The 24,995-nt window shown below is 61.0% G+C and carries 22 protein-coding genes; 9 read left to right on the top strand and 13 right to left on the bottom strand.

The window, feature by feature from the left end:
• Window positions 1-107: 107 nt before the first annotated feature.
• The 7 genes from ntrB to acnB form a co-directional block, all read right to left on the bottom strand.
• Window positions 108-947 carry a nitrate ABC transporter permease gene (gene ntrB / locus ACTV8E_RS11950; RefSeq protein ID WP_443199645.1) on the bottom strand — a complete coding sequence of 280 codons (840 nt, stop codon included), beginning with the start codon at window positions 945-947 and terminating at the stop codon, window positions 108-110.
• 17 nt (window positions 948-964) lie between these two features.
• The gene (locus ACTV8E_RS11945; protein ID WP_443199644.1) at window positions 965-2,236 is read right to left on the bottom strand and encodes a CmpA/NrtA family ABC transporter substrate-binding protein; all 1,272 of its coding nucleotides are present in this window, start codon (window positions 2,234-2,236) and stop codon (window positions 965-967) included.
• A 367-nt stretch (window positions 2,237-2,603) separates the two neighbouring features.
• Entirely contained in the window at window positions 2,604-3,836 is a 1,233-nt protein-coding gene (gene alaC, locus ACTV8E_RS11940; RefSeq protein ID WP_273535005.1) for an alanine transaminase, read from the bottom strand.
• 134 nt (window positions 3,837-3,970) lie between these two features.
• A complete protein-coding gene (locus tag ACTV8E_RS11935; RefSeq protein ID WP_443199643.1) occupies window positions 3,971-5,299 on the bottom strand; it encodes a PQQ-dependent sugar dehydrogenase in 1,329 nt (442 codons plus the stop codon).
• Window positions 5,300-5,403: 104 nt separating this feature from the next.
• A complete protein-coding gene (locus ACTV8E_RS11930; RefSeq protein WP_443199694.1) occupies window positions 5,404-6,036 on the bottom strand; it encodes an ANTAR domain-containing response regulator in 633 nt (210 codons plus the stop codon).
• A gap of 225 nt (window positions 6,037-6,261) precedes the next feature.
• Window positions 6,262-6,471, bottom strand: a complete 210-nt coding sequence (locus ACTV8E_RS11925) for a YgdI/YgdR family lipoprotein (RefSeq protein WP_251836214.1) — start codon at window positions 6,469-6,471, stop codon at window positions 6,262-6,264.
• A 146-nt stretch (window positions 6,472-6,617) separates the two neighbouring features.
• Window positions 6,618-9,227 (bottom strand): bifunctional aconitate hydratase 2/2-methylisocitrate dehydratase, encoded by a 2,610-nt coding sequence (gene acnB, locus ACTV8E_RS11920; protein ID WP_443199642.1) that lies wholly within the window; start codon window positions 9,225-9,227, stop codon window positions 6,618-6,620.
• A 391-nt stretch (window positions 9,228-9,618) separates the two neighbouring features.
• Here acnB and ACTV8E_RS11915 point away from each other — a divergent pair, with 391 nt between their 5' ends.
• Window positions 9,619-10,080, top strand: a complete 462-nt coding sequence (locus ACTV8E_RS11915) for a DUF1289 domain-containing protein (protein WP_443199641.1) — start codon at window positions 9,619-9,621, stop codon at window positions 10,078-10,080.
• Window positions 10,081-10,160: 80 nt separating this feature from the next.
• On the opposite strand, the gene ACTV8E_RS11910 is transcribed toward ACTV8E_RS11915, so the two are convergent.
• Complete coding sequence (locus ACTV8E_RS11910; protein ID WP_273538795.1) at window positions 10,161-11,027, bottom strand: universal stress protein; 867 nt, start codon at window positions 11,025-11,027, stop codon at window positions 10,161-10,163.
• Window positions 11,028-11,239: 212 nt separating this feature from the next.
• Here ACTV8E_RS11910 and ACTV8E_RS11905 point away from each other — a divergent pair, with 212 nt between their 5' ends.
• On the top strand, window positions 11,240-11,851 hold the full coding sequence (locus ACTV8E_RS11905) for a tRNA-(ms[2]io[6]A)-hydroxylase (protein ID WP_443199640.1): 612 nt from the start codon (window positions 11,240-11,242) through the stop codon (window positions 11,849-11,851).
• A 32-nt stretch (window positions 11,852-11,883) separates the two neighbouring features.
• On the opposite strand, the gene lpxH is transcribed toward ACTV8E_RS11905, so the two are convergent.
• The gene (gene lpxH, locus ACTV8E_RS11900) at window positions 11,884-12,615 is read right to left on the bottom strand and encodes a UDP-2,3-diacylglucosamine diphosphatase (protein ID WP_443199639.1); all 732 of its coding nucleotides are present in this window, start codon (window positions 12,613-12,615) and stop codon (window positions 11,884-11,886) included.
• Window positions 12,616-12,619: 4 nt separating this feature from the next.
• On the bottom strand, window positions 12,620-13,114 hold the full coding sequence (locus tag ACTV8E_RS11895) for a peptidylprolyl isomerase (protein ID WP_273538799.1): 495 nt from the start codon (window positions 13,112-13,114) through the stop codon (window positions 12,620-12,622).
• 118 nt (window positions 13,115-13,232) lie between these two features.
• On the opposite strand from ACTV8E_RS11895, the gene ACTV8E_RS11890 reads away from it, so the two are divergent.
• Window positions 13,233-14,906, top strand: a complete 1,674-nt coding sequence (locus ACTV8E_RS11890) for a glutamine--tRNA ligase/YqeY domain fusion protein (protein ID WP_443199638.1) — start codon at window positions 13,233-13,235, stop codon at window positions 14,904-14,906.
• Between the two features lie 3 nt (window positions 14,907-14,909).
• Window positions 14,910-16,295, top strand: a complete 1,386-nt coding sequence (cysS, locus tag ACTV8E_RS11885) for a cysteine--tRNA ligase (RefSeq protein ID WP_273538802.1) — start codon at window positions 14,910-14,912, stop codon at window positions 16,293-16,295.
• 106 nt (window positions 16,296-16,401) lie between these two features.
• Here cysS and ACTV8E_RS11880 read toward each other — a convergent pair whose 3' ends face one another.
• The 3 genes from ACTV8E_RS11880 to ACTV8E_RS11870 all read right to left on the bottom strand — a co-directional run bounded on the left by ACTV8E_RS11880 (window position 16,402) and on the right by ACTV8E_RS11870 (window position 20,551).
• A complete protein-coding gene (locus ACTV8E_RS11880; RefSeq protein ID WP_443199637.1) occupies window positions 16,402-16,602 on the bottom strand; it encodes a hypothetical protein in 201 nt (66 codons plus the stop codon).
• Window positions 16,603-16,829: 227 nt separating this feature from the next.
• On the bottom strand, window positions 16,830-18,002 hold the full coding sequence (locus ACTV8E_RS11875) for an ATP-binding protein (RefSeq protein WP_443199636.1): 1,173 nt from the start codon (window positions 18,000-18,002) through the stop codon (window positions 16,830-16,832).
• 731 nt (window positions 18,003-18,733) lie between these two features.
• The gene (locus tag ACTV8E_RS11870; protein ID WP_443199635.1) at window positions 18,734-20,551 is read right to left on the bottom strand and encodes a sigma-54-dependent Fis family transcriptional regulator; all 1,818 of its coding nucleotides are present in this window, start codon (window positions 20,549-20,551) and stop codon (window positions 18,734-18,736) included.
• Window positions 20,552-20,799: 248 nt separating this feature from the next.
• Here ACTV8E_RS11870 and ACTV8E_RS11865 point away from each other — a divergent pair, with 248 nt between their 5' ends.
• Genes ACTV8E_RS11865 through ACTV8E_RS11845 form a run of 5 tightly spaced genes read left to right on the top strand, consistent with a single transcriptional unit; the run spans window position 20,800 to window position 24,937 of the window.
• Window positions 20,800-21,882, top strand: coding sequence for an ABC transporter ATP-binding protein (locus ACTV8E_RS11865; protein ID WP_443199634.1), 1,083 nt, complete (start codon window positions 20,800-20,802; stop codon window positions 21,880-21,882).
• A 9-nt stretch (window positions 21,883-21,891) separates the two neighbouring features.
• Entirely contained in the window at window positions 21,892-22,989 is a 1,098-nt protein-coding gene (locus ACTV8E_RS11860) for an ABC transporter ATP-binding protein (RefSeq protein ID WP_443199633.1), read from the top strand.
• A complete protein-coding gene (locus tag ACTV8E_RS11855; protein ID WP_251836200.1) occupies window positions 22,986-23,852 on the top strand; it encodes a carbohydrate ABC transporter permease in 867 nt (288 codons plus the stop codon). Before ACTV8E_RS11860 ends, ACTV8E_RS11855 begins: the two co-directional genes overlap by 4 nt.
• A gap of 10 nt (window positions 23,853-23,862) precedes the next feature.
• Complete coding sequence (locus ACTV8E_RS11850; RefSeq protein ID WP_443199632.1) at window positions 23,863-24,663, top strand: carbohydrate ABC transporter permease; 801 nt, start codon at window positions 23,863-23,865, stop codon at window positions 24,661-24,663.
• Window position 24,664: 1 nt separating this feature from the next.
• A complete protein-coding gene (locus ACTV8E_RS11845) occupies window positions 24,665-24,937 on the top strand; it encodes a DUF2160 domain-containing protein (RefSeq protein ID WP_443199631.1) in 273 nt (90 codons plus the stop codon).
• Window positions 24,938-24,995: the final 58 nt, after the last annotated feature.

The raw sequence follows: 24,995 nt of genomic DNA, 5'->3' as shown, positions 1-24,995 counted from the left end.
GCCTGCTGTGTACGTTTGGCGGACAACACACAACGGTTGTCCACCCGGGGTTCAGGCCGTAGGTAAATGTCGTTTTGGGGGTGACGGCCAGCGTGCTGGCCTAACAATCAGCTCGCGTAATCGAAACGCTTGGCCAGCCACACAAGACTCTGTTCCAGTACTAGGCCAACCAGGCCGACGATGATGATGGCGATCAGAATGTGCTCGACGTTGAGGTTGTTCCATTCGTCCCACACCCAGAAGCCCAGACCGATGCCGCCGGTGAGCATTTCCGCCGCAACGATCACTAGCCAGGCGACGCCGATGGCCAGGCGAATGCCAGTCATCAGGTGCGGCAGTACGGCGGGGAACAGGATGCGGGTAAGCACCTTGAACTCGGAGAGCTTGAGCACCCGCGCCACGTTCAGGTAATCCTGCGGCACGCTGGCCACGCCGGCGGCGGTGTTGAGGATGATCGGCCAGATCGCGCTGATGAAGATCACCCAGATGGACGCCGGCCCGGCCGCCTCGAAGACCAGCAGGCCAATGGGCAGCCAGACCAGCGGCGAGACTGGGCGCAGCAGGCTGATGATGGGTGACAGCATGCTGGCCAGGAAGGCGAAACGGCCGATGGCGAAGCCCAGCGGGATGCCGATCAGCGCCGCCAAGCCGAAACCGACCCCGACCCGACCCAGCGAGTTGAGAATGTTCCAGCCGATACCCATGTCGTTGGGGCCGTTGTCGTAGAAGGGGTCGGCAAACAACAGCAGCGCCGCCTGCCCGGTGCTCAGCGGTCCTGGTAGTCCTGTGCTTTTCGCTGCAATCAGCGACCAGACGAATAGAAACAGCGCAATCCCCAGGAGCGGCGGCACGCAGGCCTTGAACAGCGGGCGCAGTAGAGTGGCCAGCGTTCTGGTCGGCAACTGCGCGCTGGGCGTTTGCAGGGGGGGCGTCACGGAAGCATTCATGGTGACTCTCCTAAATGTCAGGCTTTGACGGCAAACGACTGGACGTAGGCCGCCGGGTTGCTGCCATCCCAGCGCTTGCCGTCGATCAGCGTGCTGCTGCGCATCACGCTATCCGGTACAGGCAGGTTGAGCGCGCTGGCCGCCTCGCGGTACAGCGCGGTCTGGTTAATGCCTGCGGCCACGGCAGCGTAGTCCGGCTCCTCTTTGATCAGACCCCAGCGGCGGAACTGGGTAAGAAACCACATGCCGTCGGAGTGATAGGGGAAGTTGACGCTGCCTTCACGGCAGAAAACCATGGCGTGCGGGTCCTGCCAGCTCTTGCCCAGGCCGTCCTCGTAATTGCCGAGGAAGCGCTGCTCGATCACGTCCACCGGCGCGTTCACATAGGCCTTGCCGGCGATCAGCCTGGCCGTGCTTTTGCGGTTCTCCACGCTGGCATCAATGAACTGGCTGGCTTCCAGCAAGGACATGACCAGTGCGCGGGCGGTATTGGGGTATCGCTCGATAAAAGAGCGCGTGGTGCCGAGCACTTTTTCCGGGTGATCCGGCCAGATCTGCTGGCTGGTGGCTGCGGTAAAACCGACCTTGTCGAAGATGGCTCGCGCGCCCCAGGGCTCGCCAACACAGAAGCCGTCCATGTTGCCGACCCGCATGTTGGCCACCATCTGCGGCGGCGGCACGGTGATGGTTTTCACATCGCTCAGCGGGTTGATGCCGTGGGCGGCGAGCCAGTAATACAGCCACATGGCATGCGTGCCGGTGGGAAAGGTCTGGGCGAAGGTCAGCGGCGTGGAGGATTGTTTGACATGGGCGGCCAGTTGCTCGCCAGTGGTGACGCCGGCGTCGCGCAGTTGCCTAGAGAGCGTGATGCCCTGGCCGTTCTGGTTCAGTCCCATGAGCACGGCCATGTCTCGTTGCGGGCCAGCCACGCCCAACTGGGCGCCGTACATCATCCCGTACAGCACATGGGCGGCATCCAGTTCGCCGGTGTTGAGCTTGTCGCGCACCCCGGCCCAAGACGCTTCCTTGCTCGGGATGATAGTCAGCCCGTATTTACTGCCGAAACCCTGGGTGGCGGCCACCACCACCGAAGCGCAGTCAGTGAGCGGGATAAAGCCGATCTTTAGGTCGGTCTTCTCTGGCGCATCCGAGCCGGCGGCCCAGGCACTGCTGCGCAAAAAACCGGGGGCGGCGAGGCTAAGGCCGGTGACGCCGGCAATCGCAATGGACTGTTTGAGAAAGTGGCGACGGTTGCTGTCCAGCGGAATATCCGAATTTCGCTCGCTCATGGGTGTGGCTCCTTTACTCCGGGCAATAAAAAACGGCGTGCCAGACGGTTCCTCCAAAGAGGTCGGTCTGACGAACGCCGTTGTTCGTGAAGCGCAGCCCGCCGCCGTTGGCGTGCTATGCGAAGTTATGTTCCATAAAGCAAAGGGCTTGCCAATTTTTCTTTTCTTATAAAAAGCTTTTAAAACAAAGGGTTGAGATTTTCTTTGTGAGTGGGGGCAGGTAAATGCCTTGTGGTTGTGCGGCGCAGAAGGCGCCTTGCGCCAGAGCAGCGCATGCCGGCGAGCGACTCACAGGTTCGAGGCCGCTCTCGGCTGCGGTGGCTTAGCTAACTTGTGGGGCCGGCCCCACAGTTCAGGCAGATGAGAATCAGGCCTCGGCTTTGCGGGCCTTGGCGGGAGGGGTAACCAGGCCATCAGCGCGGAACATCGCCTTGATGCCACGCACTGCCTGGCGGATGCGATCCTGATTCTCGATCAAGGCGAAGCGCACATGGTCGTCACCATAGTCGCCAAAGCCGATCCCCGGCGAGACCGACACCTTGGCTTCAGCCAGCAGCTTCTTGGCGAACTCCAGCGAGCCCAGGTGAGCATAAGGTTCAGGAATCTTTGCCCAGATATACATCGAGGCCTTAGGGTTCTCGACCATCCAGCCGGCTTCGTGCAGGCCTTTGACGATCACATCGCGCCGTTGCTTGTACTGCTCGGCAATGTCGCGCACGCATTGCTGGTCGCCTTCCAGAGCCGCGATGGCGGCGACTTGCAGGGGGGTGAAGGTGCCGTAGTCGTGGTAGCTCTTGATGCGCGCCAGCGCGCTGACCAGCTCGGGGTTGCCGACCATGAAGCCGATGCGCCAGCCCGCCATGTTGTAGCTCTTGGACAGGGTGAAGAACTCCACGGCGACATCCTTGGCGCCGGGCACCTGCATGATCGACGGGGCCTTCCAGCCGTCGTAGACGATGTCGGCGTAGGCCAGGTCGTGCACCACAAGAATGTCGTACTGCTTGGCCAGCGCCACCACGCGTTCGAAGAAATCCAATTCCACGCACTGGGCCGTGGGGTTGGAGGGAAAGCCGATGATGATCATCTTCGGCTTGGGAATCGACTCGCGGATCGCCCGCTCCAATTCGGCGAAGAAATCCACGCCTGGGATCAGCGGCACCGAGCGCACCTGGGCGCCAGCAATCACCGCGCCGTAGATGTGGATCGGATAACTGGGGTTGGGCACCAGCACGGTGTCGCCCTGGTCCAGAGTTGCCAGCATCAGGTGCGCCAGGCCTTCCTTGGAGCCGATGGTGACAATGGCTTCGCTTTCCGGGTCGATCTCGACATCGTAGCGATCCCCGTACCAGTGCGAGATGGCGCGGCGCAGGCGTGGAATCCCGCGGGAGGTGGAGTAACCGTGGGTGTCCTCGCGCTGGGCGACCTGGACCATTTTTTCCACGATGTGCGGTGGCGTGGCGCCGTCCGGGTTACCCATGCTGAAGTCGATGATGTCCTCGCCACGGCGGCGGGCGGCCATCTTCAATTCGGCGGTGATGTTGAATACATAAGGGGGGAGACGATCGATGCGCGCAAAGCGGCGCGGTGCCTTGTCAGACATGCTTTCCTCGGAGTACGTAAGCGCCCGGAACCGTCCGAGCGACGTTGGCCAGTGCGCTGGCCAGGCGCAGAACATACGCCGAAGAGGCGACTGGCCGCAAGCTCCGCCTCCGTCGTTGTTTAACCTATATGCACTCAGGGGCTGGAGGGTGTGCGGGTCTCTAAGCTGACCCGCCACACTGTATTGCCAACATCATCAGTGACCAGCAGCGCGCCTTGGCTGTCGAGGAGTACATCCACCGGCCGCCCCATGGCTTCTTGTTTCTCGTTGAGGAAACCGGTCAGTACATCGATAGGCTGGCCGTTGGGCTTGCCATCGGCGAAGGGGATGAAAATCACTTTATAGCCGCTGTGGGGTTTGCGGTTCCAGGACCCGTGCTGGGCCACAAACAGTCCTTCGCTGAAGCGGGGCAGGGCGCTACCTTCGGCGAAGCTGATACCCAGCGAGGCGGTGTGGGCGCCGAGGGCGTAATCCGGTACCAGCGCTTTGGCCACCAGATCCGGGCGCGCAGGTTTGACGCGCTTATCAACGTTCTGGCCGTAGTAACTGTAAGGCCAACCATAAAAACCGCCGTCCTGCACCGAGGTGACGTAGTCAGGCACCAGATCACTGCCGATCTCATCGCGCTCGTTCACGGCCGTCCACAGCGCGCCCGTGCGCGGCTCCCAATCAAGGCCGTTGGGGTTGCGCAGGCCCGACGCAAAAATACGCGACTGCCCCGTGGCAAGGTCGTGCTCCCAGATTGCCGCCCGACCTGCTTCGTTTTCCAGGTCGTTTTCGCCCACATTGCTGTTGGAGCCGCTGGTGACATAGAGCTTGCGACCGTCCGGGCTGGCGATCAGATTCTTGGTCCAGTGATGGTTGATCGGTCCGCCTGGCAGGTCCATCACTTTCTCGCCCTGCACATTTATGCGGGTCTGGCCTGCACGATAGGGAAAGCGTACCACCGCGTCCGTGTTGGCCACGTACAGCTGATCGCCGACCAGCGCCATGCCGAAGGGCGAGTTGAGATTCTCCAGAAAAGGCGTCTGCACATCGGCTACGCCATCCCGATCGCTGTCGCGCAGCAGACTGATCCGGTTGGCACTGGGGACGCCGGCGCCGGCTCGTTCCATTGCCTTGTCGGTGAACCAGGACTTGATGCTTTTCTTTTTCTCGGGCTTGGGCGGCGCGTTGGTCTCCGCCACCAGGACATCGCCATTGGGCAGTACATACAGCCAGCGGGGATGATCCAAACCCCTCGCGAAAGCGTGTACGACAAGGCCAGCAGCGGGTGAAGGCCGGCCATTCTCCGGCCAGCCCACGGCGGTGGCCACGTTGACGGTTGGAATCAGTGTCTTGTTGGGTTCGGGCAGCGCAGGATTGGGTCCGTAGCCTGCTTCGACAGGTAGCAAAGCGTGTTCGCTGCAGGCACTGAGGCTCAGAACAAGCAGACTGGACAGAAACAGGCGATAAGAGGACATGCGCGCCTCCGGGAAAAGTGGTTTTCCCTTCAGTGGCAGACTCCTGAGCAGGCTGTTTGGTTCTGGATGCCCGAGGCAGGGTGAAGGGATCGAAGCTCCAGGGGTTAGCCCTCGGAACCCAGCAGTTCGCTCATGGCGATGACCTGTTCGGCCACCTGGATCAGCTTCTGCTGCCGCCCCATGGCTTGGCGACGCATCAGGGTATAGGCCTCTTCTTCATTGCACTGCTTCATCTTCATCAGCAGGCCTTTGGCCAACTCGATACGCTTGCGTTCTGCCAGTTGCGCCTCGCGAGCCTGTAATTCGGCCCGCAATGCCTGTTCGCTCTCAAACCGGACCATGGCCACATCAAGAATGGGTTGCAGGCGCTCGGCCTGGATACCTTCGACGATATAGGCACTGACCCCGGAGCGGATGGCGCGGCGCATTACGTCCGGATCGTGCTCGTCGGTGAACATGACAATCGGCCGGGGCTGCTCGCGGGTGATCTGGACGATGTGCTCCAGCACGTCGCGCCCCGGGGATTCGCTGTCGATCAACACCACATCGGGGCGTACTGCCGCCACACGCTCAGGCAGATTGAGACTCGACCCCGGCTCGTCGATAACCGCGAAGCCCGCCTTCAGCAGGGCGCTTTTCAGGCGACCGATTTTTTTTGCGGTGTCATTGATCAGCAGGATGCGCAGTGGGTGGGCTGCCGCCTCTTTTGGGGGCAGCGGGTAACGGGAATTGTTCATCATGGCTTCATCCTGGTGCGTGTCGATGCGCTCAGACCGACTCACTCGGGCGTCCGCCTTCGGTGAAGCGGTTGCCAGCAGGAAAGTTCGTTGAGCGTAACAAGGCGTGAATGAAGTCAGGCAAGGGCTATGCCAAGGGATGGAAAGCTCTGCCCGCCAGTGGCCCGTTTCAGGCCGAACAACAGCGGCAGGCAGGTCTCATGAATGTAAGGCGGACAGATAGCGTCAGCGCTGGATGATCTGCCGGACATGCGACTGCGGAATCTGCTTGGTGCGCCCTTCCTCATCCTTGTATTCGAGCAGGCCGGTGTCATCGTCCAGCCTGGGCTTGTCGCGGCTGTCGAGCATCTGTCCATCGTTGGTGGCAATGATGTAGTCGCTGGCGCAGCCGGCAAGGCCCAGCACGCAGCATGCGGCTATGATCCAGTGCTTCATGATCTACCTCTCTTGTCGTTGATCCGCCAAATCGGCGTACAAGGTAATGACAAGCGAAGGCGCCAGATGCTCCCGACAAAATGACCAGACGTGCCGGAAACGAAAAAGCCCCGCACAAGGCGGGGCTTTTCGTTTACCGATGACGCTTAGGCTTGAACGACCGGGATCTGGGCGCTCGCAGCGGCTTCGCGGAACTCGGCGATCTGGTCGAAGCTCAGGTAGCGGTAGACATCGGCAGCCATGCTGTCGATGTCCTTGGCGTAGGCCATGTACTCTTCGACAGTCGGCAGCTTGCCGATGATCGAGGAGACCGCAGCCAGCTCGGCAGACGCCAGGTACACGTTAGTCGCATCACCCAGGCGGTTCGGGAAGTTACGGGTCGAGGTGGACACCACGGTTGAACCGGTCTGGACACGTGCCTGGTTACCCATGCACAGCGAGCAGCCCGGCATTTCCATGCGCGCGCCAGCCTTGCCGTAGATGCCGTAGTAGCCTTCTTCGGTCAACTGGTGAGCATCCATCTTGGTTGGCGGAGCCAGCCACAGACGGGTCGGAATGCCGCCCTTGACCTTCTCCAGCAGCTTGCCGGCGGCGCGGAAGTGACCGATGTTGGTCATGCACGAACCGATGAACACTTCGTCGATCTTCTCGCCAGCAACGCTGGAGAGCAGACGGGCGTCGTCCGGATCGTTCGGGGCGCAGAGAACCGGCTCCTTCACGTCGGCCAGATCGATTTCGATCACGGCAGCGTATTCGGCGTCCTGGTCGGCTTCCAGCAGCTGCGGCTTGGCCAGCCAGGCTTCCATCGCCTGGGCGCGGCGCTCCAGGGTACGGGCATCGCCGTAGCCTTCGCTGATCATCCAGCGCAGCAGGGTGATGTTGGACTTCAGGTACTCGGCGATGGCCTCTTCCGGCAGCTTGATGGTGCAACCGGCAGCCGAACGCTCGGCGGAGGCGTCGGACAGTTCGAAGGCTTGTTCAACGGTCAGGTTGTTCAGGCCTTCGATTTCCAGGATGCGGCCGGAGAAGATGTTCTTCTTGCCCTTCTTCTCGACCGTCAGCATGCCTTCCTGAATGGCGTAGTAGGGGATGGCATGGACCAAGTCACGCAGGGTGATGCCCGGTTGCATTTCGCCCTTGAAACGCACCAGTACGGATTCCGGCATGTCCAGCGGCATGACGCCGGTGGCGGCGGCGAAGGCCACCAGACCGGAACCGGCCGGGAAGGAGATGCCCATCGGGAAGCGGGTGTGCGAGTCGCCACCGGTGCCGACGGTGTCGGGCAGCAGCATGCGGTTCAGCCAGCTGTGGATGATGCCGTCGCCGGGACGCAGCGACACGCCGCCACGGTTCTTGATGAAGTCCGGCAGGGTGTGGTGGGTGGTGACGTCGATCGGCTTCGGATAGGCGGCGGTGTGGCAGAAGGACTGCATCACCAGGTCAGCGGAGAAGCCCAGGCACGCCAGGTCTTTCAGCTCGTCGCGGGTCATCGGTCCGGTGGTGTCCTGGGAACCGACAGTGGTCATCTTCGGTTCGCAATAAGTGCCCGGACGTACGCCCTTGCCTTCCGGCAAACCGCAGGCGCGACCAACCATCTTCTGGGCCAGGGTGAAACCCTTGCCGCTGTCAGCCGGAGCGACCGGCAGTTTGAACAGGTTGGCCGGGCCGAGGCCCAGTTCGGCGCGAGCCTTGTCGGTCAGGCCGCGACCGATGATCAGCGGGATACGACCGCCAGCGCGGACTTCGTCCAGCAGCACGTCGGTCTTCAGTTCGAAGGTGGTGACCAGCTCGTCGCTGCCGTGGCGGCGCACTTCGCCCTTGTAGGGGTACACGTCGATGACGTCGCCCATGGCCAGGTTGGAGCAATCGAACTCGATCGGCAGAGCGCCGGCGTCTTCCATGGTGTTATAGAAGATCGGGGCGATCTTGGTGCCGAAGCAGAAGCCACCTGCGCGCTTGTTCGGCACGTTCGGGATGTCGTCGCCGAAGAACCACAGCACGGAGTTGGTGGCAGACTTGCGGGACGAACCGGTACCGACCACGTCACCGACGTAGGCAACCGGGAAGCCCTTGGCCTTCAGTGCCTCCATCTGCTTGATCGGACCGACCGAGCCGGGAACGTCCGGGTTGATGCCGTCGCGGGCCATCTTCAGCATGGCCAGGGCGTGCAGCGGGATGTCCGGGCGCGACCAGGCATCCGGAGCCGGGGACAGGTCGTCGGTGTTGGTTTCGCCGGTGACCTTGAAGACGGACAGGGTGATCTTTTCAGCCAGCGCCGGGCGCTTCTGGAACCACTCGCCGTCAGCCCAGGACTGCAGCACGGCCTTGGCGTTGGCATTGCCGGCCTTGGCTTTTTCGGCGACGTCGTGGAAGGCGTCGAACATCAGCAGGGTGTGCTTGAGTTGCTCCGCGGTCACGGCGGACAGCTCGGCATCGTCCAGCAGCTCGACCAAAGTGGCGATGTTGTAGCCGCCCTGCATGGTGCCCAGCAGTTCAACGGCGCGTTGCTTGTTGATCAGCGGAGAGGAGGCTTCGCCCTTGGCGATAGCGGAAAGGAAACCGGCCTTGACGTAGGCGGCTTCGTCAACGCCCGCGGGAACACGGTTGGTGATCAGGTCGACCAGGAAAGCTTCTTCGCCGGCCGGTGGGTTCTTCAGCAGCTCGATCAGGCCTGCGGTTTGTTCGGCGTTTAGCGGCTGGGGCACGATACCCTGGGCGGCACGCTCTGCTACGTGTTTGCGGTAAGCTTCAAGCACAGTTATTACCTCATCAGTGGTCCCATCGAGGGCGGGACACTTTTCCTGAGAATCGTCGCGCCATGCGCTCTGCCGCGTTATGGGCGGCTTCGCCATGACTGCGAAAATTCCCCCTCAAGAAGCTGTTTTCAAAGTTTTACGCCGATTGGGACGAGGGGTAGGGCTACCGGCACTGGGCAGTGTCTGCGCCACTTCGTCCCGTTCGGATTCTCAACTGTGCTCGTGACGCTTTGAAAACAGCTTCGCTCGGACGTTGGCGCCTAAAAAGGCGGGTGGATTCTAATGGAGATTACGTCCGAAGTTAAGCCCGCACGCATGGGGCAGGCGGGGTGACCGGGGTTAGACAAAGGGCTAAGATGCCGCCCTGTTCGACTTTCCAGCTCGTTTCGTCATGTCCAAAACGCCCATCAAGACTCCGTGCATCGGTCGTTGCTCCACCGTCTATGGGGATCTGGTGTGCCGTGGTTGCAAGCGCTTTCTCCACGAAGTGGTGGAGTGGAATGGCTATGACGATGAGCGCAAGCACGAAATCATGCTGCGCCTGGAGACGTTGCTGGTTCATGTGATGCGCAGCAAGCTGCAAGTCCTGGATGCGGCGCGTCTGCGCCAGCAACTGGAACAACGCCAGATTCGCTTCGTGGCCGAGCAATCGCCCTATTGCTGGGCGTATCAATTAATCGCACGTGGCGCACGCCTGATCAATCGCCTGGATGCCTATGGCCTGGCGTTGTTGCCGGAGTTTAGTGACTGGAGCCTGGTCGACGTGCGCGATGCCATCGATAATGAATTTTTTGCCCTATCTGAAGCGCATTACCAGCAAATCATGGTCGCTAAAGGGCGTGAGGTTCTGTGACGTAAGTGAACCGTCCTGCGACGGGTACGCCTGGCGTTACAAAAAGCCGCTCCATAAGAGCGGCTTTTTTGGTTGGCGTTTTAGCGGTTGCTGAGCAGTTCTTCGAGGTGCGCGATGATGTCATTCGGCTTGAGCACCAGTACGTCGCTTTCCAGTGAATCCAGCACCACTTCGGCGGTGTTGCCCATCAGCGCGCCAGACAGCCCGGTGCGCGCCACGGTGCCGATCACGGTCACAGCGGCATCGAGCTTGTGGGCGGTTTTCGGAATCAGTACGTCAGCCGGGCCTTCCTTGACATACAAGTGATCGTCAGCGATTTCGAAATCTTTCTGGAATTGCTTACAGGCTTCCCGGTAGCGTGCCTCGATGGTTTCCTTGAGTTGGAAGGTCGGATCGGCGGCGGAGAGCATTGGCGAGGGGTGGGCGCTCAGGACATACAGTTCGCCCTGGGTCAGGCTGGCGATGTCGAAGCCGTGGCTGACAATGCCGCTGTGCAACGTGCGATGTTCGTTGTCGGAGTTGCCCACATCGACGGCGGCCAATACGGGACGTCCACTCCAGGGCTTTTCGGTTTTCACCATCAGCACCGGGCAGGGGCAATAGCGGAGCAGCTTCCAGTCCTCGGGCGTCAGAAAGGCTTTTTTCAGCAGGCTGTCGCGCTGATGTTCCTTGATCACCAGTGCGCAACCCTCGGCTTGCTGCACGGCGATGACGGTCTGGTGCGGATTTTCCTTCCAGTATTGCTGGGTGCTGACGCTGTAGCCTTCAGCCTTTAGCTGCTCGCCCAGCTCTGCCAACAGGGCGGAATGGTCCTGTTTGCCCTCCGCACAAATGAGCAGGTGAAGCTGCGATTGTGTGACGCCGGCGATCAACTTGGCACGTTTGAGGGCAAGCGCCTCAGGCAGCTCGGGCTGGACGATGACCAGAATGCGGCGGATCGCTTGCATAGGTGTGCTCCTTCAAACCGGGAATTGATTAGCTTCCACTTTAGTCGGGGTGCGATAAATCGCGTTGACTCATATCAAGTGCGCAGGCCTGTTATCACGGGCCGGCACTCGTATAATGCCCCGTTTTCTGCAACCGAGCCGAGACTCATGCTGTTATCTGTCGCTCTATCCCCTTTGCGGGCTCGTTTCCTTGCGGATTCCGGGAGGCTGGCGTGAGTTTGCCGGAAATTCACGACTTTCTGGGCTGCCGCACGCCCGAAGCCTGGGTGAGCGTCGCGTTGACGGAGCAGGAGGTCCTCCTGCTCGATCACAAGAACTGCGAATTCAAGGCCGCTTCGACGGCGTTGAGCCTGATCGCCCGCTACAACGACCGGCTGGACCTGGTCAATTACATGTCGCGCCTGGCCCGCGAGGAGCTGGTACACCACGAGCAGGTTCTGCGCCTGATCAAGAAGCGCAAGATTAATCTGCGCCCCGTGTCGGCGAGCCGCTATGCCTCGGCGTTGCGCAAAGGCGTGCGCACGTCCGAACCGCACAAGATGGTCGATACCCTGGTCGTCGGCGCGTATATCGAGGCGCGCAGCTGCGAACGTTTCGAGGCGCTGGTGCCGCACCTGGATGAGGAATTGGGCAAGTTCTATGCGGGGCTGCTGCAGTCCGAAGCGCGGCATTTCCAGAACTACCTGAAGTTCGCCTACGCCTTCGGTGAGCAAGCGGATGTGGATGCGTCGGTCCTGCGCTTTCGCGAGCTGGAGCGCGAGTTGATCGAAAGCCCGGACACGGAATTCCGCTTCCACAGCGGCGTGCCATCCTACGCTGCGTAGGATGGGTGGAGCGAAGCGATAACCATCAATGGCTACGCTTCTGCTTCCAACGCAAACGGCGCCTGCTCCAAACCCTGTTCGTCTATCTGCAAGGCCCAGCCCTGGGTGTCCCAATCGCCCAACACGATGCGTTGCACCGGCTGGCCGTTGACGGTCAGCTCATGCACGGCCGGACGGTGGGTGTGGCCGTGGATCAGGGTGTGTACGCGATGTTCGGCCATCACCCGCTCCACTTCGGTCGGGGTGACGTCAGTGATTGCCTCTGCCTTCATGCGCGTCTGGGTGCGGCTTTCATTGCGCAGCTTGCGCGCCAATTGCTGCCGCTTTGCCAGAGGCAAATGACGCAGGATGAACAGCGACAGCGGGTTGCGCAGCAAGCGACGCATGCGCATGTAGGCCTGGTCGGCGGTGCACAGGCTGTCGCCGTGCATCAGCAGGACCCGTTCGCCTTCCAGCTCCACCACGCAGGGGTCGTTCAGCAAGGTGCAGCCAGCCTCGCGGCAAAACGCCTGGCCGATGAGGAAGTCGCGATTGCCATGCATCAGGAAGATGCGTGTGCCCGTCTCGCTCAGCTGGCGCAGGGCTACGGCGATGTCGTGCTGAAAGGGCGACATGCCGTCATCGCCGATCCAGACCTCGAAAAAGTCGCCAAGGATGTACAGGGCCTCGGCCTGCACGGCGCGTTCGCGCAAAAAACGCAGAAACGCCCGGGTGATGTCCGGGCGTTGTTCTTCGAGGTGCAGATCGGAGATCAGCAGGATCATCGTCTTACTCGATGACTTCCGCCTTCTCGATCACCACGTCTTCCACCGGCACGTCCTGGTGGCCGGCCTTGGAGGTGGTGGCCACGCCCTTGATCGCATCCACAACGTCCTGACCTTCGGTCACTTCAGCGAAGACCGCGTAGCCCCAGCCCTGCATGGTCGGCGCGGTGTGGTCGAGGAAATCGTTGTCCTTGACGTTGATGAAGAACTGCGCGGAGGCCGAGTGCGGCTCCATGGTGCGGGCCATGGCGACAGTGTATTTCTTGTTGGACAGGCCGTTATTGGCCTCGTTCTTGATGGTGGCACGGGTGGATTTCTGCTTCATGCCCGGCTCGAAGCCGCCGCCCTGGATCATGAAATTGCTGATGACCCGATGAAAGACGGTGTTGTCGTAATGGCCGTCTTTTACATACTGAATGAAGTTGGCCACGGTTTCCGGGGCCTTGTCGGCGAACAGTTGCAGGGTGATGGTGCCGTGGTTGGTGTGCAGCTTGATCATGACAAGGCTCTCTGTAGCGGATTAGTAGGTCTGTCAGGTGCTTGACAGCTTGGGCTATGATACGGCCTTTGTTTTGCCCGGCCTACCCTGAGCCGCGCACTGTCTGTCCAAGGATCCCATGAGCAAGCCCGAGACTCCCGCCGCCGCCGCGAATTTCCTCCGCCCCATCGTTCAGGCCGACCTGGACAGTGGCAAGCACGCGAAAATCATTACCCGCTTCCCGCCGGAGCCCAACGGCTACCTGCACATCGGCCATGCCAAGTCGATCTGTCTGAACTTCGGCCTGGCCGAAGAGTTCGGCGGGCAGTGCAACCTGCGTTTCGATGACACCAACCCGGCCAAGGAAGACCAGGAATACATCGATGCCATTAAGGCCGATGTGCAGTGGCTGGGTTTCCAGTGGGCCGGCGAAGAGCACTACGCGTCCGACTATTTCGACCAGTTGTATGACTGGGCCGTGCACCTGATCAACACCGGCAAGGCCTATGTCTGCGACCTGTCACCGGATGAGGCGCGCGAGTATCGCGGAAGCCTGACCGAACCCGGCAAGAACAGCCCGTTCCGCGAGCGCAGCGTTGAGGAGAACCTGGATCTGTTTGCGCGCATGAAAGCCGGCGAGTTCCCCGATGGCGCGCGCGCCCTGCGGGCGAAGATCGACATGGCCTCGCCGAACATGAACATGCGCGACCCGATCCTCTATCGCATTCGTCACGCCCACCATCACCAGACCGGTGACAAATGGTGCATCTACCCGAGCTACGACTTTACCCACGGTCAGTCGGATGCCATCGAAGGGATCACCCACTCGATCTGCACCCTGGAGTTCGAGGACCATCGTCCGCTGTACGAGTGGTTCCTGGACAACCTGCCGGTGCCGGCCACGCCGCGCCAGTATGAATTTGCTCGCCTCAACCTGAACTACACCATTACCAGCAAGCGCAAGCTCAAGCAGTTGGTGGACGAGCAGCATGTCGCCGGCTGGAATGATCCGCGCATGTCTACGTTGTCCGGCTTCCGCCGCCGTGGCTATACCCCGGCCTCGATCCGCAATTTCTGCGACATGATCGGTGTCAACCGCGCGGGCGGCCTGGTGGACATCGGCATGCTGGAATTCGCCCTGCGCGAAGACCTGGACGCCAACGCAGGGCGCGCCATGTGCGTGCTCAAGCCGCTCAAGGTCGTGATCACCAACTACCCGGAAGGGCAGGTGGAAAACCTCGAGTTGCCGCGCCATCCCAAGCAGGACATGGGCGTGCGCGTGCTGCCGTTCTCCCGCGAAATCTACATTGATGCCAGCGACTTCGAGGAAGTACCGCCGGCCGGCTTCAAGCGCCTGATCCCAGGCGGCGAAGTGCGCCTGCGCGGCAGCTACGTGATCCGCGCCGACGAAGCGATCAAGGACGCCGAGGGCAATATCGTCGAGCTGCGCTGCTCCTACGACGAGAACACCCTGGGCAAGAATCCGGAAGGCCGCAAGGTCAAGGGTGTGATCCATTGGGTGCCGGCCGCCGAAAGCGTTGAGTGCGAAGTGCGCTTGTACGATCGCCTGTTCCGCTCGCCGAACCCGGAAAAAAGCGAAGAGGGCGGCGGCAACTTCCTGGACAACATCAATCCTAATTCCCTGGTCGTACTCACAGGCTGCCGCGCCGAACCCTCGTTGGCCAATGCCGTGGCCGAAGAGCGCTTCCAGTTCGAGCGCGAGGGCTACTTCTGCGTCGACAGTCAGGATTCCGCGCCGGGTGCGCTGGTGTTCAACCGCACCGTCACGCTGCGCGACTCCTGGGGAGCCTGATCCATGGCGTTGTCGATCTACAACACCCTGAGCAAGACCAAGGACGTCTTCACGCCCCTGGTCGACAACCAGGTGCGCATGTACGTGTGCGGCATGACGGTGTATGACTTCTGCCACATCGGCCATGCGCGGGTGATGGTGGCGTTCGACGTGGTGACGCGCTGGCTGCGTCACCGGGGTTACGACGTCACCTATGTGCGCAATATCACCGACATCGATGACAAGATCATCCGCCGCGCCCAGGAGAACGGCGAGCCGTTCGAAGCGCTGGTCGAACGCATGATTGCCGCCATGCATGAGGACGAGGCGCGCCTCAGCGTGCTGCGCCCGGACATCGAGCCGCGTGCCACGCAGCACATCGACGGCATGTTCGCGATGATCCAGACCTTGATCGACAAGGGCTACGCTTACGCGCCGGGCAATGGCGACGTGTATTACCGGGTCGGCAAATTCGCCGGCTACGGCAAGCTGTCGCGCAAGAAGATCGAAGACCTGAAGATCGGTGCGCGCATCGAGGTCGACGAGGCCAAGGAAGACCCGCTGGACTTCGTGTTGTGGAAGGGCGTCAAGCCCGGCGAGCCGAGCTGGCAGTCGCCCTGGGGTGCCGGTCGTCCCGGCTGGCATATCGAGTGCTCGGTGATGTCCACCTGCTGCCTGGGTGAAACCTTCGACATTCATGGCGGCGGCCCGGACCTGGTGTTCCCGCACCATGAAAACGAAATCGCGCAGAGCGAGGCGGCCACCGGCAAGTTGTACGCCAATGCCTGGATGCACGCCGGCGCGGTGCGCGTGGACGGCGAGAAGATGTCCAAATCCCTGGGCAACTTCTTCACCATCCGTGAAGTGCTGGAGAAGTACCACCCGGAAGTGGTGCGCTACCTGCTGGTGGCCAGCCACTACCGCAGCCCGATCAACTACTCCGAAGACAGCCTCAAGGAAGCCAAGGGCGCCCTGGAGCGTTTCTATAACGGTCTGAAAGGCTTGCCTGAAGCGGCACCCGCCGGTGGCGAAGCATTCATGGAGCGCTTTGCCGCGGCCATGGACGATGACTTCAACTCACCGGAAGCCTGTTCGGTACTGTTCGAGATGATCCGCGAGGTCAACCGCTTGCGTGACACGGATGTGCAATCCGCTGCCGCGCTGGCTGCACGCCTGAAAGAGTTGGCTGCCGTACTCGGCGTGCTGCAACTCGAGCCTGAGGCTTTCCTGCAGGCCGGTGCCGCTGGCAAGGTCGATGCGGCCGAAGTGGATGCCCTGATCGCTGCGCGCCTGCAAGCGCGCGCGGAGAAGAATTGGGCCGAATCCGACCGTATTCGCGACCAGCTCACGGCGATGGGTGTGGTCTTGGAAGATGGCAAGGGTGGCACGACCTGGCGTCTGGCTGAGTAAACCTGTCGTACTGATGAAAAAAGGCCGCTATGCGGCCTTTTTTCATTGGAGAAGCTGTTGGGGGCGGACGAAACGTTACCCTGCGCAGGCACTTTACATATGGAGGTTAGAGGTCTTCTTCTTCCTCGGGCATTACATCCGTAACGATCACCTGAGCATGTGTGCTGTTCTCGTTTTCCAGGCGTAGTCCGAAGTAGCGCGTGTCGTTGGCATCCCAAAACGCCTCCAGTTGCTCGGTCGTCGCGTTTTCGAGCAGCACTCCCTGGCTGTGTTCCAGAATGACCGAGTAGCATATTTCTGTGCCCATAAGGAACTCGTAGCAGGTAAAGGATGGTTGCTTCGTAGTGCCATTATGCCATCACAAGTTGCAATCTTTCTTTACCGCCTATCGCTTGTTAGGCCTCAACGCTTTCAGCTAAAGGGGCATGGACACTCGATTCGAGCAAGGCTCGATGATAGGTATCGCTGCGCTCCACGCCACCCTACGAGCGCGCTGACAGCATCCTATGCAGATGCGTAGAGGATAAGGGCGGCCTAGATGCGAAACACCAATGCAAGTGACTTCTCGCCATTAACGGTGCTGTAGCTGATGCTTCCCTGGTGCGCTTCGATGATGGAATGGGTGAAGGCCCCTCCTCGGTCAACGCCCCGAACGTGGTATACGCAGCCACCAGGTTCGCTCACCGGCTGCCGTGGCTCTGGTTGCAAGGAAATACCTGGGTTGGCCAGTGTCAGGAATAGGCAGTGTTCGTCCTGTGCAATTTCCAGCGATATCGTTGCGCCGTCCGGCGTGTCGCGCAGTGTGTTCGCCAGCAGGTTCGACAAGGCCTGACGCAGCATCAGAGCATCGCCTTGCAGCATGCCTGTGCCATCTAGTTCAAAGTGGATGCCACGCCCTTTGGCGGGTACTTCATAAAAATCCAGCACACTAGCGCATAACTCACGCAGCTCGACAGGCTCGCGATGCGAGAGGATTGAGTCAGGGTTGGCCTTGGCTGGGATGTCGTCGATTATGCGTGCCTGACGGGCTAGGACGGCATTGAACGCCAAGGCCAGCGGCAACAGCTCGGCAGGTATTTGCTGGGTGGAGAGGCACACCACGGGTGATTGTGCCGAGGCCGAAATTGCCGTCTGGCTCAGCTCGTGAACCGGGCGCAGCCCTCTGCTCGCTATGGTCCATCCCAGCAGCACGCTGCCGGGTATGACCAGGAGCAGGGCAGCCCATAACCAGCCGCTCAGAGAACGAAGAAACGCGCGATGCTCAGTGACATCCAGCATCAGCAACACGTTGAGCTGTTGCCCGTCGCGTGTGATCTGGCGCTGCAGACCACGCCAGGTTTTCGCGTTGTGCGACCATTCGGCGGTCCCTCGCCGCTGCCATTGCGGGTAATTCAGCGGAATTGCGACCTGTTCGGGTTCGCTGAACAGAACGCGCCCATCGGCATCGAAAATCAGCGCGGACAAGTCACGGTGTCCGCCCATTAGAGACTGCAGCTCGGGTTGCACCACCTGCAATTGATGCAGATCGCCAAGCCCCAGTAATAGAGTTTCGGCGCCATTGAGTTTCTCCTCCAGCACGTACTGGTCGAACCTGTCGAAATGGCGTTGGCTGAATTGATCGAACACGAACCCAGACGCGACCAGAACGCCGCACACCGCCAGTGTGAACAGTAGGCTCAGGCGCGACGTCAGCGAAAAGTGGGCCATGGACGAGCCTCCTGCTGGACGCAGCCTGTATCCGGGCCGCAGTTACAGTAATCACCCATTGAGGGCCGACACGTTGAACTATCGCTATCAGGTCTGTTCATCTCCCACCTTGGAAAACTCAGTAACATCGCCACGCTAACCGGCCTGGGACAATAGGGAGACAGCATGATGCCCAAGGTGTTTGTTGATCATTTCAAGAATGTGACCCAAGACTACCTTGAGCATCAGCCCACCTATCCCGGCTAGTTGTTCAAGTGGCTGAGCCGACAATGCGGGCAGCATGGTCTCTCGTGGGATTGCGGAGCGGGCAATGGCCAGGCGGCAACCCATCTGGCCCAAGACTTTCGGCACGTGGTGGCGACTGATGCGAGTGCGGCACAACGTGCTGCGGCCATACCCCATGAACGGGTCAGTTAAGGCTGGCTCAGCGAAAAATGCGCAGAGCTGGATTCTGCATCCGTCGGTTGCGCAAGCCCTGCACTGGTTCGATAGCGAACGCTTTTATGCGAGGTGCGCAGAGTGCTTAGGCCCGAGGGGTAGCCGCGGTGTGGTGTTATGGCCTGGTTGAGTTGGACGGTGACGAAGTGGAACGCTTTTGAATTCGCCCCTACCGGCGTGACGGCAGTTTTTTACGTAACGCGGGTGCAGCCCCGTCAAAGATGCGTGCCTCGTTTGGTAGGGCATATCGGCTCCCGCTCAGGTTGGCCCGCCCCAATAAAGGCAGCCGTGCGTTAGGTTCCCATTGGCTCGCGTAGCCGTTTGTACAGCGTCGTGCGGCTGATTCCCAAGCTGCGTGCCAGGCGTGAGACATTGCCGCCGCAGGCCTGCAGTTGGTTGATCAGGGTGTCGTTGGCGATATCCGTCGGCACTAAATGAGCCTGCGGTTGCGGGCCAGACGCGGGTTGCAGGTCGCCGAAAAACTCCTCAGGCAGATGTTCCACGCGGATGGGCTGGTCGTCGGCCAGGGCCAAGGCAATCTTCAGCACATTGCTCAGTTGGCGCAGGTTGCCCGGCCAGGGGTGACGCAGGAACAGTGCCATCACCTCGGGACTGAGGCCGGCGGTTTGCCTCGGCGCGCGGTGCTGCTCCCAGACACGCTGGATCAGGGCAAGCTTGTCGCTGCGCTGGCGCAACGGGGGGATTTTCAGGCCCAGGCCGCAGATGCGGTAATAAAGATCAGCCCGGAATCGTCCAGCGGCAACTTCCTCGCGCAGGGGACGATTGGTTGCGCAGATCAAGCGGAAGTCCACGGTAACCGCGTCGCCGCCGCCCAGCGGCTGCACGCAGCGTTCCTGCAAGACCCGCAATAGACGGGCTTGGACGTTGAGAGGCATATCACCGATTTCATCCAGAAACAGCAGGCCCTTGTCAGCCTTGCGGATCAGCCCAAGGCTGCCTTTTTGGTGGGCGCCGGTGAACGCGCCTTTTTCGTAGCCGAACAGTTCCGACTCCACCAGTTCGGTAGGCAGCGCTGCGCAGTTGACGGCCACCAACGGCCGGCCGGCCCGTGAACTGGCCTGGTGCAGCGCCTTGACCAGGACGTCCTTGCCGACGCCGGTTTCGCCGTGGATCAGCAGGGGAATATCCTTTTCCAGTAGGCGCAGCGCCTGATCGACGAGTTTATGAACCTGAGCATCACCCAGGTTGATATCGCTGAGTGTGAGCGGTTGCCAAACTCGCTGCGCAGCTGTGACCACGGGCCCTGGACGCTGAAATTTTCGTACCTGGCCATGAAAATGCACTTGGCCAGTGCTGTGCAGCAGCAAGGGTTGCTTTTCGGGCAGATCAAGCAACAGCCGCAGGGGCGTATCGAACAAGCGCTCCAGATGGGTTTGGGCCGCCGTCGTGCCCAGCAGGCTGTCGGCGCGCCGGTTGGCGGCGACGACCCAGCCGCTGTCATCGAAGAGCAGCAGGCCCGCCCAGGGACTGTCCAAATTGTCCTGGCCGGTATTGAAGACCAGCTGATGATGCTCGCGGTGAAACTGATCGAGGAGCAGGCGGTTCTCCACCGACTGGCAGAGCATTTTCACCAGCCCCAGGGTGTGAGAGGGCGGCAGGTAGCTGTCGCTGGACACATCGAGGACGCCGATTACCCTGCGCTGTGCATCGCAGATCGGCGCGGCAGCGCTACTCAGACAGCGGGTGGCTTCGAGAAAGTGCTCGTCGCGCTGAATATGCAGTGCCTGCTCACAGGCCAGGGCGGTGCCGATGGCATTGGTGCCGCAATGACGCTCCAGCCAACTGGCGCCGAGGCTGAAACCCGGCTGCAGGGCAGGCTCGATATTGCGCCGGTCACCCCAGGAGTGCAGCAATAGCCCTTGGGCATCGGTGAGCAATACCAGGCAGCGGGAATTGGCCAGGATGTTTTCGTAGTAAGGCAACACTTCGCGCTGGGTGGTATGCAGCAGGGTGTGTTGAGTGTGCAGCAGCGTGGTGATATCCAGCCCGTCCTCGGTGCTGAAACGGGGCGGGCTGCGGTGGGTAAGACCGTAGCCTTCGCAGCGTGTCCAGGAGTCGCGGATCAATGCTTCATGGGTAGAAGCGGTCATGGCGGCGCCTCAGCGAGAGGGGGCTGCGGCCCGATTCCCGAAAAGACTGCGTGGCTTTTCAGCGCCGCCAAACCCAAGTGTGTGTGAACAGTCTTGTACGTACCTGTGCAGTGTCAATGTTCAAGGTTGTTCAAGGCGCGCTCGCCGGCAGGCGCCGGAATCGCGTGAGATGCCGTTTTAGAGCCTGATAAGCGGGTTGGCATGCTTGTCGCTAAGCAGAGGCAAACAATAACGTTGCAGGGTCCGCCATGTCGCTGACGCTGGATCGAGTCTCGAAAGTCGTCGATGGACAGACGCATATCGACGCGGTGAACCTGAGCTTTGAACCGGGCTCCTTCAACGTGCTGGTCGGCCGCACGCTGTCCGGCAAGACGTCCTTGATGCGCTTGATGGCCGGCCTCGACCAGCCCAGCAGTGGGCGCATCCTGATGCATGGCCATGATGTCACGGGTATTCCGGTGCGCAAGCGCAACGTTTCGATGGTCTACCAGCAGTTCATCAATTACCCGACCCTGAGCGTGTTCGAGAACATCGCTTCGCCGCTGCGCCAGAACGGCACGGGGCGGAAAGAGATCGAGCATCGGGTGCGCGAGACCGCACAGATGCTGCGCATCGAGGGGCTGCTCGAGCGTTATCCGTTGGAGCTGTCGGGCGGCCAGCAGCAGCGTACGGCGATGGCCCGGGCACTGGTCAAGGACGCTGAACTGGTGTTGTTCGACGAGCCGCTGGTCAATCTCGACTACAAGCTGCGCGAGGAACTGCGCCAGGAAATGCGCGAGCTGTTCAAGGCGCGCCGTAGCATCGCCGTGTATGCGACCACCGAGCCCAATGAGGCGCTGGCTCTCGGCGGCACGGTGACCATCCTGCATCAGGGCCAGGTGATCCAGAGCGGTCCGACGGCAGAGGTCTACCATCGGCCCAGTCAGGTACTGGCCGCCGAGTTGTTCTCCGAGCCGCCGATCAATCTGCTCTCTGGACGGATCACCGCCAACGAGGTGAGCGTGCAGGACTCCCTGCACTTTCCGCTGAACGCCGATCTGCGCAGCCTGGCGGAGGGAAGTTATCGCTTTGGTGTACGACCCAGTCATATCGGCCTTGTACCGTCTAACGATGACGATCTGGAAGTGTCCGGCGTGGTTGAGCTGGCCGAAATCAGCGGCTCGGAAACCTTCCTGCATCTGCGCAACGAACAGTTCGGCCTGGTGCTGCACTTGCAGGGCGTACATGACTACGACGTGGACGCACCGATCCACGTGTACATCCCCACCCACAAGCTGTTCGTGTTCGATGCCCGAGACCAGTTGGTTCGGGCGCCGGGCCTGCACGCCTGAGGAAGCGAGATGGCCGAGATCCGCCTGCACAACCTGGCCCACAGCTACAACCGTCGTCCCAGTGGCGCAGAAGACTACGCCATCCTGGAGATGAACCATGTCTGGGAGCAGGGCGGTGCCTATGCGCTGCTTGGCCCTTCAGGATGCGGCAAGACCACATTGCTCAACCTCATTTCCGGGTTGCTCACGCCCTCCCAGGGCGAGGTGCTATTTGACACCAAAGTGGTCAACGACTTGCCGCCGGAGCGGCGCAACATTGCCCAGGTGTTCCAGTTCCCCGTGGTCTACGACACCATGACGGTGTACGACAACCTGGCCTTTCCGCTGCGTAACCAGGGGCAGCCGGCCAGCAAGGTCGATAGCCGGGTGCGGGAAATCGCCGAGGTGCTTGACCTGCAGGCGCTGCTGCAGCGTAAGGCGCGCAACCTGACCGCCGATGAGAAGCAGAAGGTGTCCATGGGCCGTGGTCTGGTACGCGACGACGTGTCGGCGATCCTCTTCGACGAGCCGCTCACGGTCATCGACCCGCACCTGAAGTGGAAGCTGCGCCGCAAGCTCAAGCAGATCCACGAGCAGTTCAACCTGACCATGATCTACGTCACCCACGATCAGTTGGAGGCCTCGACCTTCGCCGATAAGATCGCGGTGATGCACGCCGGGCAGATCGTTCAATTCGGTACGCCGCGCGAGTTGTTCGAGCGGCCACGGCACACTTTCGTGGGTTTTTTCATTGGGAGCCCGGGGATGAACCTGATCGAGGTGCGCGCCGAGGCCGGTGGGGTGGGCTTCGCAGACGTGAATCTCCCCTTGTCGTCCGGCGTGCTGCGGCGCTTGCCGGCACTCAGTGGCAAGCGTCTGCACGTGGGCATTCGTCCTGAATTCGTGCAGGTCTGCGCAGAGCCTCGCGAGGGAATGCTGGGTGCCGAGGTGGAGCACCTCGCAGATCTGGGCACCTACAAGATCCTTACCTTTCTCCTAGCGGGCCAGCGCCTCAAGGCCCGCCTGGCTGAAGAAGATCCAGCACCGACCGGACGGGCGTGGGTCAGTTTCCCCGGCCAGTGGCTGATGCTGTATGCCGATGACCTGCTGGTGGAGGGCGAGGAATGAATCGGGTTCCCAACAACCGTGCCTGGTGGCTGGTGCTGCCGGTGTTCCTGCTGGTGGCCTTCAGCGCCGTGTTGCCGATGATGACTGTGGTGAACTACTCGGTGCAGGACATTTTCGATCCCTCGACGCGCTATTTCGTCGGCGCCGACTGGTACCGTCAGGTTCTGCAGGACCCGCGCCTGCACGATTCGCTGCTGCGCCAGTTCGTGTTTTCCGCCTGCGTGCTGCTGATCCAGATTCCCCTGGGCATCGCCATTGCCTTGAACATGCCGGCTCGTGGACGCTGGGCCTCGCTGTGCCTGATCCTCATGGCCATTCCGCTGCTGATTCCCTGGAACGTGGTGGGCACCATCTGGCAGATCTTCGGCCGCGCCGATATCGGTCTGCTGGGCTGGGTGCTGACGCGGTTGGGCATCAGCTACAACTATGCGTCCAATACGCTGGATGCCTGGGTCACGGTGCTGGTCATGGATGTCTGGCATTGGACCTCGCTGGTGGCGCTGCTGTGCTTCTCCGGTCTGCGGGCGATTCCGGATGCCTATTACCAGGCGGCGCGTATCGACCGAGCCTCGGCCTGGGCGGTGTTTCGCCATATCCAGCTGCCCAAACTGAAAAGCGTGCTGCTGATCGCGGTGATGCTGCGTTTCATGGACAGCTTCATGATTTACACCGAGCCGTTCGTGCTCACGGGCGGCGGGCCGGGCAATGCCACCACCTTCCTCAGCCAGACGCTGACCAAGATGGCCGTGGGACAGTTCGACCTGGGGCCGGCGGCGGCGTTCTCGCTGATCTATTTCCTGATCATCCTGCTGCTGTCCTGGCTGTTCTACACGGCCATGACCCACGGCGACCAGACGCGCTGAGGGCCGGCCGATGAACATCCGCAAAGTCCTTGTCCTGGTGATCTATTTGCTATTTCTGCTGGTGCCCATCTATTGGCTGCTGAACATGTCGTTCAAGAGCAACAGCGAGATTCTTGGCAGCCTGACGTTTTGGCCGCGGGAGTTCACCCTGGACAACTACAGGGTAATTTTCACCGACCGCAGCTGGTACAGCGGCTATATCAACTCGCTGTATTACGTGTCTCTCAACACGCTGATTTCCCTGGGCGTGGCACTGCCAGCGGCCTATGCCTTTTCGCGCTACCGCTTTCTGGGCGACAAGCACCTGTTCTTCTGGCTGCTGACCAACCGCATGGCGCCGCCAGCGGTGTTTTTATTGCCGTTTTTCCAGCTGTATTCATCGATCGGGTTGTTTGACACGCATATCGCCGTTGCACTGGCTCACTGCCTGTTCAACGTGCCGCTGGCGGTGTGGATTCTTGAAGGTTTCATGTCCGGGGTGCCCAAGGAAATCGACGAAACGGCCTATCTGGACGGCTACAGCTTTCCCACGTTCTTCGTGAAGATTTTCGTGCCCCTGATCCGCTCGGGCATCGGCGTTACTGCGTTTTTCTGCTTCATGTTCTCCTGGGTCGAACTGCTGCTGGCGCGCACCCTGACCTCGGTGAACGCCAAGCCGATTGCCGCGGTGATGACCCGTACGGTGTCCGCCGCCGGCATCGACTGGGGTGTACTGGCCGCCGCCGGGGTGCTGACCATCCTGCCCGGCATGCTGGTCATCTGGTTCGTGCGCAACCACGTGGCCAAGGGCTTTGCCCTGGGGCGGGTATGACATGGCGTGGATGGCCTGGACCTCACCCACCGCGTTGTTCTTCGCCGGCATCGGCGTGCTACTGCTCGGCATGAGCCTTTGGCAGCTGCGTTCGCCGAGCCTCGAGCGCAAGGGTTTCCTGCCGATCAGCACCACGCGAGGTGATCGGCTGTTCATCGGTTTATTGGGTAGCGCCTACCTGCATCTGCTGGTAGTCGGCGTGACTGATTGGAATCTGTGGATAGCCTCGGCGCTATCCGTCGTCTGGTTATGTGCGGTGATGCGCTGGGGCTGACTGAGTGGGTCGGTTCCTTCTTAAAAGCCAACGTTTAGCGCAGCAGGGCTGACGCGCA

The organism is Pseudomonas sp. B392_1p, from assembly GCF_052245235.1.
GTDB lineage: Bacteria > Pseudomonadota > Gammaproteobacteria > Pseudomonadales > Pseudomonadaceae > Serpens > Serpens gallinarum.
Note: the sequence above shows the minus strand (reverse complement) of the source record. Positions and strands in the feature narration are given on the sequence as shown.

What these genes read in the sequence shown, in the direction of transcription:
- ntrB (WP_443199645.1), bottom strand. Translation starts at nt 947, where the DNA reads ATGAATGCTTCCGTGACGCCCCCCCTGCAAACGCCCAGCGCGCAGTTG.
- ACTV8E_RS11945 (WP_443199644.1), bottom strand. Translation starts at nt 2,236, where the DNA reads ATGAGCGAGCGAAATTCGGATATTCCGCTGGACAGCAACCGTCGCCAC.
- alaC (WP_273535005.1), bottom strand. Translation starts at nt 3,836, where the DNA reads ATGTCTGACAAGGCACCGCGCCGCTTTGCGCGCATCGATCGTCTCCCC.
- ACTV8E_RS11935 (WP_443199643.1), bottom strand. Translation starts at nt 5,299, where the DNA reads ATGTCCTCTTATCGCCTGTTTCTGTCCAGTCTGCTTGTTCTGAGCCTC.
- ACTV8E_RS11930 (WP_443199694.1), bottom strand. Translation starts at nt 6,036, where the DNA reads ATGAACAATTCCCGTTACCCGCTGCCCCCAAAAGAGGCGGCAGCCCAC.
- ACTV8E_RS11925 (WP_251836214.1), bottom strand. Translation starts at nt 6,471, where the DNA reads ATGAAGCACTGGATCATAGCCGCATGCTGCGTGCTGGGCCTTGCCGGC.
- ACTV8E_RS11915 (WP_443199641.1), top strand. Translation starts at nt 9,619, where the DNA reads ATGTCCAAAACGCCCATCAAGACTCCGTGCATCGGTCGTTGCTCCACC.
- ACTV8E_RS11910 (WP_273538795.1), bottom strand. Translation starts at nt 11,027, where the DNA reads ATGCAAGCGATCCGCCGCATTCTGGTCATCGTCCAGCCCGAGCTGCCT.
- lpxH (WP_443199639.1), bottom strand. Translation starts at nt 12,615, where the DNA reads ATGATCCTGCTGATCTCCGATCTGCACCTCGAAGAACAACGCCCGGAC.
- ACTV8E_RS11895 (WP_273538799.1), bottom strand. Translation starts at nt 13,114, where the DNA reads ATGATCAAGCTGCACACCAACCACGGCACCATCACCCTGCAACTGTTC.
- ACTV8E_RS11890 (WP_443199638.1), top strand. Translation starts at nt 13,233, where the DNA reads ATGAGCAAGCCCGAGACTCCCGCCGCCGCCGCGAATTTCCTCCGCCCC.
- cysS (WP_273538802.1), top strand. Translation starts at nt 14,910, where the DNA reads ATGGCGTTGTCGATCTACAACACCCTGAGCAAGACCAAGGACGTCTTC.
- ACTV8E_RS11880 (WP_443199637.1), bottom strand. Translation starts at nt 16,602, where the DNA reads ATGGGCACAGAAATATGCTACTCGGTCATTCTGGAACACAGCCAGGGA.
- ACTV8E_RS11875 (WP_443199636.1), bottom strand. Translation starts at nt 18,002, where the DNA reads ATGGCCCACTTTTCGCTGACGTCGCGCCTGAGCCTACTGTTCACACTG.
- ACTV8E_RS11870 (WP_443199635.1), bottom strand. Translation starts at nt 20,551, where the DNA reads ATGACCGCTTCTACCCATGAAGCATTGATCCGCGACTCCTGGACACGC.
- ACTV8E_RS11865 (WP_443199634.1), top strand. Translation starts at nt 20,800, where the DNA reads ATGTCGCTGACGCTGGATCGAGTCTCGAAAGTCGTCGATGGACAGACG.
- ACTV8E_RS11860 (WP_443199633.1), top strand. Translation starts at nt 21,892, where the DNA reads ATGGCCGAGATCCGCCTGCACAACCTGGCCCACAGCTACAACCGTCGT.
- ACTV8E_RS11855 (WP_251836200.1), top strand. Translation starts at nt 22,986, where the DNA reads ATGAATCGGGTTCCCAACAACCGTGCCTGGTGGCTGGTGCTGCCGGTG.
- ACTV8E_RS11850 (WP_443199632.1), top strand. Translation starts at nt 23,863, where the DNA reads ATGAACATCCGCAAAGTCCTTGTCCTGGTGATCTATTTGCTATTTCTG.
- ACTV8E_RS11845 (WP_443199631.1), top strand. Translation starts at nt 24,665, where the DNA reads ATGGCGTGGATGGCCTGGACCTCACCCACCGCGTTGTTCTTCGCCGGC.